This window comes from Hyphococcus sp. D3-15 (assembly GCF_055809375.1).
In genome coordinates this window covers 2,532,000-2,544,726 of record NZ_CM147910.1, presented here as the reverse complement: position 1 = coordinate 2,544,726, position 12,727 = coordinate 2,532,000, and the positions used below count along the sequence as shown (strand labels likewise).

Annotated in this window: 13 protein-coding genes and 1 pseudogene; 9 read left to right on the top strand and 5 right to left on the bottom strand. The window is 60.2% G+C overall.

Annotation, left to right across the window (positions count from 1 at the left end; genetic code table 11):
• Positions 1-4 precede the first annotated feature (4 nt).
• The 3 genes from AC0L8G_RS12585 to grxD are packed head-to-tail and all read left to right on the top strand — an operon-like array spanning position 5 to position 2,241.
• Positions 5-967, top strand: coding sequence for a 2-hydroxyacid dehydrogenase (locus AC0L8G_RS12585; protein ID WP_473384532.1), 963 nt, complete (start codon positions 5-7; stop codon positions 965-967).
• Positions 968-991: 24 nt separating this feature from the next.
• Positions 992-1,882, top strand: coding sequence for a Rossmann-fold NAD(P)-binding domain-containing protein (locus AC0L8G_RS12580; protein ID WP_473384531.1), 891 nt, complete (start codon positions 992-994; stop codon positions 1,880-1,882).
• A gap of 29 nt (positions 1,883-1,911) precedes the next feature.
• Positions 1,912-2,241 (top strand): Grx4 family monothiol glutaredoxin, encoded by a 330-nt coding sequence (grxD, locus tag AC0L8G_RS12575; RefSeq protein WP_473384530.1) that lies wholly within the window; start codon positions 1,912-1,914, stop codon positions 2,239-2,241.
• 13 nt (positions 2,242-2,254) lie between these two features.
• On the opposite strand, the gene AC0L8G_RS12570 is transcribed toward grxD, so the two are convergent.
• The 3 genes from AC0L8G_RS12570 to AC0L8G_RS12560 are packed head-to-tail and all read right to left on the bottom strand — an operon-like array spanning position 2,255 to position 5,122.
• Positions 2,255-2,455: a hypothetical protein gene (locus tag AC0L8G_RS12570; RefSeq protein WP_473384529.1), complete on the bottom strand. Its 201-nt coding sequence runs from the start codon at positions 2,453-2,455 to the stop codon at positions 2,255-2,257.
• A 57-nt stretch (positions 2,456-2,512) separates the two neighbouring features.
• Complete coding sequence (locus AC0L8G_RS12565) at positions 2,513-3,325, bottom strand: arylamine N-acetyltransferase family protein (protein ID WP_473384528.1); 813 nt, start codon at positions 3,323-3,325, stop codon at positions 2,513-2,515.
• A 9-nt stretch (positions 3,326-3,334) separates the two neighbouring features.
• Entirely contained in the window at positions 3,335-5,122 is a 1,788-nt protein-coding gene (locus tag AC0L8G_RS12560; protein ID WP_473384527.1) for a PHA/PHB synthase family protein, read from the bottom strand.
• Between the two features lie 255 nt (positions 5,123-5,377).
• Between AC0L8G_RS12560 and AC0L8G_RS12555 the strand changes: the two genes are divergently transcribed.
• The 5 genes and pseudogenes from AC0L8G_RS12555 (at position 5,378) to AC0L8G_RS12535 (ending at position 8,090) form a co-directional block, all read left to right on the top strand.
• Complete coding sequence (locus AC0L8G_RS12555; RefSeq protein ID WP_473384526.1) at positions 5,378-5,809, top strand: hypothetical protein; 432 nt, start codon at positions 5,378-5,380, stop codon at positions 5,807-5,809.
• Between the two features lie 21 nt (positions 5,810-5,830).
• Complete coding sequence (gene glpX, locus AC0L8G_RS12550) at positions 5,831-6,790, top strand: class II fructose-bisphosphatase (RefSeq protein ID WP_473384525.1); 960 nt, start codon at positions 5,831-5,833, stop codon at positions 6,788-6,790.
• An 11-nt stretch (positions 6,791-6,801) separates the two neighbouring features.
• Positions 6,802-7,056: a DUF3297 family protein gene (locus AC0L8G_RS12545; protein ID WP_473384524.1), complete on the top strand. Its 255-nt coding sequence runs from the start codon at positions 6,802-6,804 to the stop codon at positions 7,054-7,056.
• Positions 7,057-7,127: 71 nt separating this feature from the next.
• Positions 7,128-7,307 (top strand): annotated as a pseudogene (locus AC0L8G_RS12540) (Ada metal-binding domain-containing protein); the annotation flags it as partial.
• Between the two features lie 78 nt (positions 7,308-7,385).
• Positions 7,386-8,090, top strand: a complete 705-nt coding sequence (locus AC0L8G_RS12535; RefSeq protein ID WP_473388864.1) for a 2OG-Fe(II) oxygenase — start codon at positions 7,386-7,388, stop codon at positions 8,088-8,090.
• Positions 8,091-8,097: 7 nt separating this feature from the next.
• Here the strand turns inward: AC0L8G_RS12535 and AC0L8G_RS12530 are convergent, their stop codons facing one another.
• The gene (locus tag AC0L8G_RS12530) at positions 8,098-9,165 is read right to left on the bottom strand and encodes a hybrid sensor histidine kinase/response regulator (RefSeq protein ID WP_473384523.1); all 1,068 of its coding nucleotides are present in this window, start codon (positions 9,163-9,165) and stop codon (positions 8,098-8,100) included.
• Between the two features lie 60 nt (positions 9,166-9,225).
• Entirely contained in the window at positions 9,226-10,593 is a 1,368-nt protein-coding gene (locus AC0L8G_RS12525; protein ID WP_473384522.1) for a sensor histidine kinase, read from the bottom strand.
• 248 nt (positions 10,594-10,841) lie between these two features.
• On the opposite strand from AC0L8G_RS12525, the gene recJ reads away from it, so the two are divergent.
• Positions 10,842-12,650, top strand: coding sequence for a single-stranded-DNA-specific exonuclease RecJ (recJ, locus tag AC0L8G_RS12520; protein WP_473384521.1), 1,809 nt, complete (start codon positions 10,842-10,844; stop codon positions 12,648-12,650).
• The last annotated feature ends 77 nt before the right edge of the window (positions 12,651-12,727 follow it).

Here is a 12,727-nt window from a genome sequence, read left to right as displayed (position 1 = left end):
CCAGATGACGGAAAAGCGAATCATTGCGACGCCGCGCCAATTGCCGGGTGCGCTCGCCGGCATGCTGCGGATGAAATATGAAGTGCGCGAGCCGAGCGATGGCGTCGCGGCGCCGGGCGAGTTTCCGGCGCTGGCGGCGGGCGCGGAGGCGGTGTTCGCCACCGCTTTTGACGAAATGGACGCCGCCTTTGTCCGCGATCTGCCCGAAAGCGTAAAATACATCGCCTCCATCGGCGTCGGCGTCGATCACATTGATCTCGACGCGGCGCGGGCGAGGGGGCTGCTCCTCTCGAACACGCCGGAGGTGACGACCCCATGCCTCGCCGACGCGACTATGGGGCTGATCATCGCCGCCTGCCGGCGCTTCCGCGAAGGCCTCGACATTGCGAAAACCGGCGAGGGGCGGGGCATGCTGACGCCGGAAAGCTGGGGCCAGCGCGTCACCGGGCGCACGCTCGGCATTGTCGGCATGGGCAATGTAGGCAAGGAAGTCGCCAAACGCGCGCAAGGGTTTGATCTCAACATCATCTATACGACGCCGCGTCCTTCGGCGGAGATAGACGCCGCTTACAATGCGCGCGCCGTGTCCATGGAGACGCTGTTCAAGGAAGCGGACATCATCAGTCTTCATTGCCCGTTGAAGGAAGAGACGCATCACCTGATCGACAAGACGGCGATTGAGCTGATGAAGCCATCTGCGGTTATCATCAATATTTCCCGCGGGCCGGTGATCGACGAACTGGCGCTGATTGAAGCGCTCAAAGCGCGCCGGATTTTCGCCGCCGGGCTGGATGTGTTCGAAACCGAGCCCGACCCAATCCGTGAGAAGCTTTATTCTCTGCCCAACGTCTTCTGCCTGCCCCATATCGCTTCCGCCACTTGGGAAAGCCGGTCCGCCATGGCCATGCGCGTGCTCGCTAATATTGACGCCTTCTTTGAAAATGGCGCCCCGCTTGACGTTGTATAGCGGCTTTCGGCAAAGCTTTTCAGAATGAATGAAAAACCGGTGCTTGTGGCCGGGGCGGGCGGCGCCTTGGGGCTGGAAATTGTGCGATGCTTGTGCGCGCAGGGGCAACCCGTCATCGCAAGTTACCGAACAGACCGGCAAGGCGTTGTCGGGGGCATAGAGGATGCGGGCGCGCGGGCCATGCGTCTCGACCTCGCGGATGAAGCCGCTGTCCGCAACATTCTGGCGGAGACAAGCGCGGCGATTTTCACGCCGATCCTGACAACGTCTGCACCCGCTGCGCAACTATTACGCCCGGATCAGCCAGCGGTGTTCTTCTCCAGCAACAATGTCGCTATCGATCCGCAGGCGGAGGTTTATGCGGCCCTGCGCAAAGCGGAAGAGGCTGCGCATGCTTGCGCGCCGCAAGCGGTCATTCTTCGCCCGACTATGATTTATGGCTATCCGGGCGACGGGAACCTGTCAAAACTGATGAGCGCGATGCGTAAAAGCCCGGTGACCCCGATCCCCGGCAGGGCAAAGGCGCTGCAACAGCCGATATATTTTCGCGACCTGGCCGCTATCGCGGTGCAGGCGCTGGGCGATGGCGCCTTGCGCGGCGGCGTTCGGGCCGCAGCCGGCCCTGAGAGCCTCTCCCTGCGCGCGCTATATCGCGAAGCCGCATCCGCCGCAGGCGCCCGGAGCCTGTTGGTCCCGGTTCCGGCCGGCATGCTGGCCGCCGTGCTGGCGCTCACTGAAAAGGCCGGGCTCAAGCTTCCTGTGCGCGCCGCACAGCTCGCCCGCGCCGGGCAGGACAAAACCCCGCAAGGGCCGGTTTTGCTTGGGCGAACGCCCTTGCCGGAAGGGCTGAGGGCGCTGTCCCACGCGCTCTACGCTGGCGGCGGCGCCCTTGACGCAGATGCGGCGGGCGCCTAGCTAAGCGGTCCCGGTTCAGGAGACAGTAGATGAGCGATATCCATAACGAGATCAAATCCAAGATCGACGGCAATCCCGTCATGCTGTTCATGAAGGGCACGCCGCAATTCCCGCAATGCGGGTTCTCATCAGTTGTGGTTCAGATTCTCGATCATCTCGGCGTCGACTATCAAACCGCCAATGTGCTTGAGTCCGACGACATTCGTCAGGGCATCAAGAGTTTTTCGGACTGGCCGACCATCCCGCAACTTTATGTGAAGGGTGAGTTTGTCGGCGGCTGCGACATTATCCGTGAAATGTTTGAGCAAGGCGAATTGCGCACCTTCCTTGAGGGCAAGGGCGTATCGCTCGCGGCGTAAGCCGGCTTTCTGATTATTTTGAGATTTTCGGCGACGCCTTGGCGGCGGCATCCGTTGTGATGCTTCTCGGCGCACGCATCAGGTCGGCTGAAAGCTGATCCTGTTCGGCGTCGCGCAAGCGCCGGAACAGCGCATCCGCACGCGCGCTGCGTGATTGCGAAGTCGTACCCAGTCGCAGGAATAACTCCTGCGTTGTGACGTCCATCCGGCTCATTATCGCCCCCGGCATTACCGTTTTGTCACAGAGTGATTCGGTATGGTTAATGAAAGGTTAAATTGCGGCGTTCGCGAACACTTCTTCATGGCGCGCGCAAATTTTCGGCCAGAGTGAAGCCGCTTGCGGCGTGTCGAGGTGGAATTCCTCCAGCAGCAGGCGGACATAAGCGTCCGCATCTTCGATCACATGCACATGCTTGTCGTCGGCGGTGAGGCGCTGAAACACCCGCCCGCGCAAGGAGAGGTGCTCGCTGTCCCGCCAGCGCTGGACTACGGCGTTCAACACGAAATTCGATTCCGGGTCAGTCTGCAGCCATGCGCAGCGTGATTCGAGCAAGGCTTCATCACGGACATCAAGATTGAAGTCGAAACTCGGTGCTGATCCGCGCGGGTCGTTCTGGTAGCGCCACCAACCGTCTTGATGTTGCTCCAGCGCGCAATTGAGAATGCCGTTGGCGAAGGCGCCCGGGCGCAACGGTGTCGGTTCGATCAGGCCATCGCCAAAGCCCGCATCCACGAGCCAGGGCTGATCGAGATGGACCACAAGGACCAGATGATTGCCGATCACCTCATCGCCGGCGAATTCGCGGATGACGGCGCCGGCGAGACGCGAGACTTTGAACCCGATTTCCTCCAGCGCCCAGCCAAGCAGCCCATTCATTTCATAGCACCAGCCGCCGCGTTTGCGCGTGACGATCTTGTCAAAGGCGGCTTGCGGCGCCCGGCTTACCGGCACGCTGAGCTGTACGTCGAGATTTTCATAGGGGATCGAGGTCGCATGCGCGTAGTGAACCGCCTTCAGGCCCGCCTCATCCGCGCTGGGGACGCGGCTCAATCCGATGCGGTCGAGATACGCCTGAAGTTCCATAAGCGCGGGCTAGGCCTTCACCTTCACATAGCTGCCCGGCGCATTCTCGATAATGTCGAGGCCGCCATCGCCGGGTTGGCGCGCATCCGTCTCTCCCGGGCTCACCCGCTTCAGCCATTCAATCCAATAGGGCCACCAGGAGCCGGCATGGCGTTCGGCGCCTTGCTTCCACTCTTCAAGCGTCTTCGGCAATTGCGGGTTGGTTGAGTGATGGTATTTGTGCTTGCTCGGGTGATTGACGACGCCGGCGATATGGCCGGAACCGGCCAGCATATACTCGACCTTTTTATTGTCGCCGGACGCAAACAACCGTGCGGTTCTGTAAACCGAATTATGCGGCGCGATGTGATCTGTTTCGCCAGCCTGCATGAAGATCGGAATGGTCACCTTGCTGAGATCGAGCTTCTCATTGTCCATCACCATCTCACCCCTGGCGAGGCGGTTCTTTTGATAGAACTCTCGCAGGTAAAACATGTGAACATTTTTCGGCATGCGCGTCGCATCTGAATTCCAGAACAGCAAATCAAAGCGCGCCGCGTCTTTGCCTTTCAGATAATTGTCGATCACGAACGACCAGATCAGATCGTTAGAGCGCAGCATGTTGAAAGTGGTCGCCATGGCGCGGCCCTCCAGCACGCCGCCCGCCGCATCCATTTGCTTCTCGATGGCTTCGAGCTGCTCGTCATCGACGAACAACAACAAGTCGCCGGACTCCTTGAAATCCGCCTGCGCGGTGAAAAAGGTCGCGGAATTAACGCGTTTATCGTGCTTTTGCGCCATCAGCGCCAGGGCGGTCGACAGCATGGTTCCGCCGATGCAATAGCCGATCGTATCGGCTTTCTTTTCACCGGTTGCTTCCTTGACCGCGTCGAGCGCCTCGAAAAGACCTTCGGTGATATAGTCCTCGAAGGTTTTGCTTTTCAGATCCGGACCCGGATTAACCCAGCTCATGACGAAAACGGTTCGCCCCTGATCAACCAGCCAATGGATGAAGGAGTTTTGCGGCTGCAGATCGAGAATATAGAATTTGTTGATCCAGGGCGGCACGATCAGCATCGGCGTTTTCGCGACTTTTTCCGTTGTCGGCGAATATTGAATGAGCTGGAAAATATCGTTCTGGAAAACCACCTTGCCCGGCGTCGTTGCGATATTCTCGCCGAGCTTGAAGAAATTCAGATCCGCCTGACGGATCGCCAGTTCGCCATGACCGCGATCGATATCTTCAAGCAGGTTTTTAAGGCCCTTTAGAAGATTTTCGCCTTTCGACTCGATGGTCGCTTCAATCACTTCGGGATTGAGCATGGCGAAGTTCGACGGTGCAAAGGCGTCGATGAACTGGCGGGTGAAGAACTCGGCTTTCTTCTTTTCGTGTTCGTCTTCGAAAGGCACTTCCGAGATCGTCGTTTCGAGCCAGCGCGCGAAAATGAGATAGGACTGCATCACGAAGTCCAGCATGGGATTGTCTTTCCATGCGGGATGCACGAACCGCTTGTCGCCCTCATTTGGGGCGATGGCGGGCGCTACTTCTTCGCCGGACATGCGCTGGGACATGGTCGCCATCAGCTTGGCGTATTCGCTCCACAGCACGAATTGACGCTGCATCACGAGACCGGGGTCAATCGACAGACCCTTCAGCATCTCCTGACAGGCCTCGCCGACATTCATCGGGTCGGCGGGAATCGAACCGGTCAGCCGGCGCATATCCTGATTGCGGACGACGAATTCGCGGATCACTTCCTGCGAGCGGCCGCTGACTTCGGTGAGATATTCCGAAAGCGCGTCAAAATCCTGGTACAAGGAGCGGTCGGGCGGCGGGACCGGTTTTTTCGGCGGCGCCTTGGCCGAGGGCTTTTCAGACGCCTCGGCGCCCTTTGCAGCAGCCTGCTCAGGCTTTTTTCGCCTTTTTGGTCTTCTTGGCCGGGGTTTTCTTGTCGGATGGTTGTTTCACTTGCACCAAATGCCCGGTTAAGGGTTAAAGAAGCCGTCTCGCCCTTATAGGATGGCCGCGTGTCTGGTGTAAAACAGTCTCCTTGGTTCCGGTGCTGCGTCTTTATGACCGCAGGACTTCTGGCCACCCAGGGTTGCGCGAATTCCGATCTGATCCGCTTCGCGCCGCCGGGGATCGTTAAGTATGAGGATATCGCCAGCCAGAAGCCGCAAAATCCGGCTGTGGCCGAGCGGATATCCGAACGGAGAGCGGATAAGGGCGCGGGCCGGTTTCCGGACCTCTCCAAAGAGCCCGGCCGTGATGAGAGGCCCAAATCGCTCCCATCGGAACAAGTAGACGCCGAAATAGACGCGCTGGTTGACCTGCGCGAAGGGTTGGACGAAGAGGTCGGCGCAGACCGCGAAGCCGCTGATGCCGAACTGGCCGGCGATTTGCAGGCAGAGCGCGAAGCGCTGAAAGCGCGGGTGGAGCGCGATAGCACCGATGCGTCGCGTGAACGTCGCGAAAAGCTAGAGCCGCCAGCTGAAACGAAGTGACAGGTAAACGGAAAGAACAACATGCCCGCAGACGAAAATCTTCTGGATCGCGTATTGACCATGGAAGTCGGCCGCTGCACGGAGGCGGCCGCTATCGCTGCTTCGACCATGATCGGTCGCGGCGATAAGGAAGGCGCCGATCAGGCAGCCGTCACGGCGCTGCGCGATGCATTCAACAAGCTTCATATTGACGGCACGGTGGTCATCGGCGAGGGCGAACGCGACGAGGCGCCGATGCTCTATATCGGCGAGAAAGTTGGCCTCGGCGACGGCCCGAAGATCGACATTGCGCTGGATCCGCTGGAAGGCACGACGCTGACCGCCAAAGCGATGTCGAATGCGCTGGCAGTCGTTGCGATGGCGCAGGGCGGCACGCTGCTGCACGCGCCGGACGTTTACATGGACAAGATCGCCTGCGGTCCCGGCTATCCTGAAGGCGTGATCGATCTCGATGCGTCGGTGGAAGACAATATCGCCGCGCTCGCCAAGGCGAAGAATGTCGGCACCGACGATATCACGCTTTGCATTCTCGACCGCGAGCGCCACGACCACCTGATCAAGGGCGCGCGCAAAATGGGCTCACGGGTGTTTTTGATTTCCGATGGCGATGTCGCCGGCGTGTTCCATACAACCGAACCGTCGACCGGCATTGACCTTTATGTGGGTCAGGGCGGCGCGCCGGAAGGCGTTCTCGCCGCCGCTGCGCTGCGCTGTGTCGGCGGCCAGATGCAGGGCCGCCTGCATTTCCGTAATGACGAAGAACGCGGCCGCGCCGAGCGTATCGGCATCACCGATCTCGACCGTAAATACGGGCTGATGGATCTCGCCTCGGGCGATGTGATCTTCGCCGCGACCGGCGTCACCAACGGCACCATGCTTGACGGGGTCAAATGGGAGAAGGGCCATGTTTCGACGCATACCGTGGTCATGCGCTCGAAAACCGGCACGATCCGTTACATCAATGCGCGCACGCGTCGCTAGGAGCGGCTGACATGTCCGAAAAAAACACGCCCGAACTCCCCGACCGCCTCAGCGTCAATCCGAAAAGCTCGTTCTATAATGAAGAGCTTCTTCAGCACGATGTGGGCATCCGCTTTAACGGCGCGGAAAAGACCAATGTCGAAGAATATTGCGTCTCTGAAGGCTGGATCAAAGTCGCGGCGGGCAAAAGCCTCGACCGCAAGGGCAACCCCTTGACCATCAAGCTCAAGGGCGCTGTCGAGCCTTTCATCAAACAACGCAGCTAAACCCCGCAAGAAACGGGCGGCGCGCAGGCGCTCGCTGCGGTTATGCTGGCGGCCTCAAAAGGGAGGCCGCCATGGCAGCATCGTTGCGCCTAGTTGAACCGCAAACCAATCTCGACGACATCCGCTGGGAGGCGGTGGCGCGCCGCGACACCGGCGCTGATGGCGCATTCTGGAGCTGCGTCAAAACCACCGGCGTTTACTGCCTGCCATCCTGCGCGGGCAGGCCATTGCGCAAGAATGTCATCTTCGCCGCGACGCGCGCGGAGGCGAGGGCGGCGGGCTTTCGCCCGTGTAAACGGTGTCACCCTGACCGGTTCGTCTCCGGCGAGCTGGCAACCCGCATTGACGCCATCGACTGGAACACAGCGCAAGGCGACTTGAACAAGAATGGCTGGGCGCCTCTCGGCCGCCTGCTGAGCGACGATGAATGCGCCGCGCTGATCGACGACTATGAGTGCGACGAGCGCTATCGCTCGACAGTGATCATGCGCCGTCACGGATTCGGCGAAGGCGAATACCGGTATTTCGCTGATCCTGCGCCGGAAATGATTTCGACTTTGCGTTCGCGGCTCTACGAAAAACTGGCGCCGCTGGCGAATGAGTGGTCCTCCGTTCTGAAGAAGGAGCACCGCGCCTATCCGCGCGATCATGGCGCTTATCGCCGCCTCTGCGCATCCGTCGGGCAGTCCCGTCCGACGCCGCTGATCCTGAAATATGGTCCCGGCGATTATAACCGCCTGCATCAGGATCTTTATGGCGGTGAAGTGTTTCCTATTCAGATCGCGATTTTGCTGTCACAGCCGGGGCGCGATTTTGACGGCGGCGAATTCGTCATGACCGAACAAACGCCGAGGCGACAGTCGCGCGCGATGATTGCGTCAATGGAAAAAGGCGACGCCATCGCCTTCGCGGTCAATGAAAGGCCGGTGCAGGGCGCGCAACGCACCTATCGCGTGAAGATGCGTCACGGTGTTAGCGAGGTGAAACGCGGCGCGCGCTATTGCCTCGGCGTCATTTTTCACGACGCCGCATAAGCGCGCGTCAAGCCACGGCGCGGGCGGAATCCACTTTCGGGCGCTTGAAGATCAGCGTCGTGGTCACGCCGCCTGCAGCGCCGGCGCCCATTGTAAAGGCGCCGCCATTGGCTTCGGCGATGGCGCGCACCAGCGCCAGCCCCATGCCGACGCCTTCATGCTGGCGGGTAGAGCTTTGGTCCGCCTGCTGAAAGGGCCGTCCGGCGCGGTCGATGACTTCCTGCGGCGCGCCGGCGCCAGTATCGGAGATGCGGACCGCCGTTTTTTCCTGATCGCATTTAATGACGACGCTGACATGACCGCCCTCAACATTGAACTTCAGGGCGTTGGACAGAAGCTCGCGAATGGCGAGACTGGCCTCGTCGCTATTGGCGAGGACATCCGCCTTCAAGCGCAGGGAATCGACGGAGATCGTCACGGCGCGCAATTTTGCGGATTTCCGTTGCTTGGCGACTTCGGCGTTGACGAGCGCCACAATATCCGTGGTTTCATCGCCGGCCGACCCGCTGAGGGAGCGCAGTCTCGTAAATTCCAGAATGCGATTGACGATGGTCAGCACTTTTTCGCCGCTGCCGCGAATATGCTTCAGGAACTCGATTGAGTTATCGGTTCCGGCCAGCCCCTTGTCCTCTTCGAGCACGCGGGCGAAGCCGATGATGTGATTTAGCGGCGTCCGGAGTTCGTGATTCATCATTGAGAGAAACGCGTCGCGCACTTCATCGCTGCGATCCGGCTCCATCAGCGTTTCGGGAATTTCGCGGTCGGACGCCTGGAAGGCGTGCTCGTCGAGCGCCTGTTTCAGTGCGGCTTTCAACGCATCATTGTCGCAAGGTTTGCGCAGGAAGCGCATGACGCCGCCTTCATTTACCGCAGCGACCGCCGTTTCCTGGTCCGCATTTCCGGTCAGCATAAGCCGGCGGATAGCAGGCGCGCGCGCTTTTACGGCCTTTAGCAGTTCGATGCCGTTCATCACCGGCATTTGCATGTCGGCGACAATGACCGCGATGTCCGGCTCCTGGTCGATCAGCTCAAGCGCTTCGGGACCGCCGCCTGCGGTCAGAATGTCGAAATCCATCGACAGGCGCCGGCGCAGCGCGGAGATCAGTTTCGGTTCGTCGTCGACGAGGAGAACTTTTTAGGCCGCGATGTCATTATTAGGCTCCGTGTCTGCGTTCTTCTGCGCGCGCGTCAGCGGCAGTTCGATCAGGAAAGTGGTGGCGTAGTTTTCTTTTTCATAAAGGCCGAGCTTGCCGCCATGACCGGTGACGACGCAGTCCTTGGCGAGAGCAAGACCTTGACCCGTACCTTTGCCGACGGGCTTGGTCGTAAAGAATGGATCGTAGATTTTTTCCTTGAGCGATTGCGGCACGCCGCATCCGGTATCGCTCAGATAAATCTCCACACTGGCGTCGCCGGCTCTGGTTTCGATTTCGATTTTGCCACGCCCCTTTTTCGCTTCATCGATAGCATCGATGGCGTTGAGGACGAGATTGAGAATAACTTGCTGGAGTTGACCCTTGCGGCAGCGCACGCGCGGCAGATCGGGATCGAGTTTCAGCTCCACATCGGCGACGTTTTTGCGGCGGTTGCGGCAAATCGCGATGACATTGGCGATGATGGCGTTGAGGTCGACTTCATCCTTATCGTCCGTACCGGGATGGGCGAATTCCTTCATCAGGAGAACAATGTCGCGCACCTGTTTGATGCCGTCACGAGACTCGCTGAGCGCCGCATTGATTTCGCCGATCAGATTACCGAGATTGATCTGACCGTTGAAATCTTCGACCGCTTTTACTTCCGCTTCAAACAATCCGGCATCCACAGCTGCGGCCTTCAGCGTGTCATAGTGGCGATAGGATTTGTGAATGTTCCGCAGCGCATCTTCCAGATAATCCAGATTGTCGCCGATAAACTGGATAGGCGTGTTGATCTCATGCGAAATGCCGGCGGACAACGCGCCAATGGCTTCGAGGCGGCGTGCCTCGTCCATTTGCTGCTCCATCACTTTGCGTTTGTCATTGGCGCTGAGGCGCCGGGTGATGTCGTGGAAGAAGAGCAGATAGCGGATATTGTCGCCGATCGGCCCCACATGGCCGCGGATTTCAACCGGAAAGGTTTCACCGCTATGGCGGCAGGCGCGGCGGTTCTCGATAAAGAACGGACCGTTGGGCCGCTTTTTAAGATCGGCGCTGAGACCGGGCAGGAAGTCGTCAATTGAACGGTCGAGAAAATCTTTGTCGCTGCGTCCGAGGATGCGCTGCGCCGACGCGTTGCCGCCATGAATGCTGAAATCTTCAAAACAGGTGATGATCATGTCGGGCGCGACCATCATGATTTCGGACAGCAATGCGTTGACGGAGCGGAATTTCGTCGCCGACCGTTCCAGCTCCTCCGACTTGGTGGTGAGTTCCCGGGTCCGCTTTTCCAGAAGGTCTTCGGCCGCCTTGCGGGCGGTTTTCTCGCGCTCGACGATGCGGGCGAGGGATTGTAGCTCATCAAGCATGGAATTTTGCATCCGGCGCTCTCATTGTCTAAAAGCACCGGAAAATCAGCGCTTTGCCTGGGATTGGCGGGCCGCAACAGTTGCCCCGTGATCAGCTAACAACCATAAGTTGAGAATCTGCTTAATTTTCAGGCCAACAAGGTTAGCGAAATGCTTGGGCGCGGGCGCTTTTCCGCAAGGAATGCGCGATTTTCGGGCTTGGAAAACTTAACCACCGGTAACCGGCAGATCACCGCTCATTGCCTGTCATGAACGTAAACACCGCCATGTCGAGTTTCGCCGCCGCTTTGCCGCTCATTGATTTGCCCGCCATGGGGGCGAGCGCATCGGGGCGGCGCTGGCGCTTGCGAGACGCGGATGCAGAACAAGCCGCCGCGATCGCCAGCGATCACGCGATTGAGCCGGTATTGGCGCGCATCCTCGCCGCCAGGGGCGTCTCGTCGGATGCAGTCGACGCGTATCTTTCGCCGTCCCTGCGTGATGCGATGCCCGATCCGTTTGTCATGCAGGATATGGAAAAAGCCGCAGCGCGCCTCGCCAGAGCCGTGCAGGATGGCGAGACCATCGGGGTGTTCGGCGATTATGACGTGGACGGAACGACGGCGTCCGCTCTCCTGAAATTATATTTCGACCAGATCGACGCGAAGTCGCTGATCTATCTGCCGGACCGGATCATGGAAGGCTACGGGCCATCGGTGGACGCGTTTCGCGCGCTGCATCGTGACGGCGCGGACTTGATCGTCACGGTGGATTGCGGCGCGGCGGCGCATGAACCGGTCGAAGAAGCGGCGAAGGACGGCGTCGATATTGTCGTCTTCGACCATCACCAGATGAGCGGGCCGCCGCCGGAAGGCGCCGCGGCCGTCGTCAATCCGAACCGGCCCGACGATGTTTCCGGGCTTGGCGGGCTTTCTGCGGCAGGCGTCGTCTTTATGGGGCTGGTCGCGCTCAATCGCGCATTGCGGGAAGCCGGATTTTTCAAAGACCGTCGCGAGCCGAACCTGCTGGGGCTGCTCGATCTCGCAGCTTTGGGGCTGGTCTGCGACGTCATGCCGATTACAGGGCTGACGCGGGTGATCGTGGCGCAGGGGCTGAAAGTCCTTGGCGGCGAGGGCAATCCCGGATTGAAAGCGCTCGGCGCGCGCGCCGGTATGAAGGGGCCGCCCTCAACCTACCATCTCGGGTTCCTGATCGGGCCGCGCATCAACGCCGCCGGGCGGATCGGCCATGCGCGCCTCGCCTTTGAACTGATGACCACGCCGGATGCGGAAAAGCGCCAAACGCTGGTGGAGCGCCTGCATGTCCTCAATGCGGAACGCCAGGAAATCGAAGCGCAAGTCCAGGCGGAGGCCTTGCGCGACATCGAGATCAATCAGCGCCATGCAGATGACGTGATCGTTACGGCGGGCGAGGGATGGCATCCAGGCGTCGTCGGCATCGTCGCAGGGCGGCTGAAAGAAGTTTACGACCGGCCCGTGATCGTGATCGGCAATGATGACGGAACCGGCAAGGGGTCGGGCCGGTCGATCACCGGGGTCGATCTCGGTTCGGCCGTGAGCGCTGCGCGCGAAGCCGGCTTGCTGGTCGCCGGCGGCGGTCACGCCATGGCCGCGGGCCTGACGGTCGAGGCGGGGCGCATTAACGCGTTTCGCCAGATGATGAATGAAAAGCTCGGCAGATCGGTGGTCGCCGCGCGCGCCAATCGCACCCTCGATATCGACGCCGTGGTCGGGCCGAGCGCCGTGTCGAAGCGATTCGCCGATCTCGTCGCAACCGCTGGCCCCTATGGTCCCGGCAATCCCGAGCCGTCCTTTGCGCTGATCGACTGCCGGGCGGAATATGTGAAAACCGTCGGCAAGGACCACCTGTCCTTGATGCTGGTGAGCGAGACCGGCGAGACCGCCCGAGCCATTGCGTTTCGCGCCGAAGGCGGCGCGCTTGGCGAGATTCTGCGCTCTGGCGGGCGCATCCATGTTTCCGGGAAGATTCGCGCCGATGACTGGCGCGGCGGCGATGCGGGACAACTGCAAATCTCCGACGCAGCGCTGGCGCTTTAGCGGCTGGCGAAAAATTCACCGGAGCGCCCCGAGAGGGCTTGCAAGGGGATGGGGAGGCGCCTATACAGCGCTTCCGC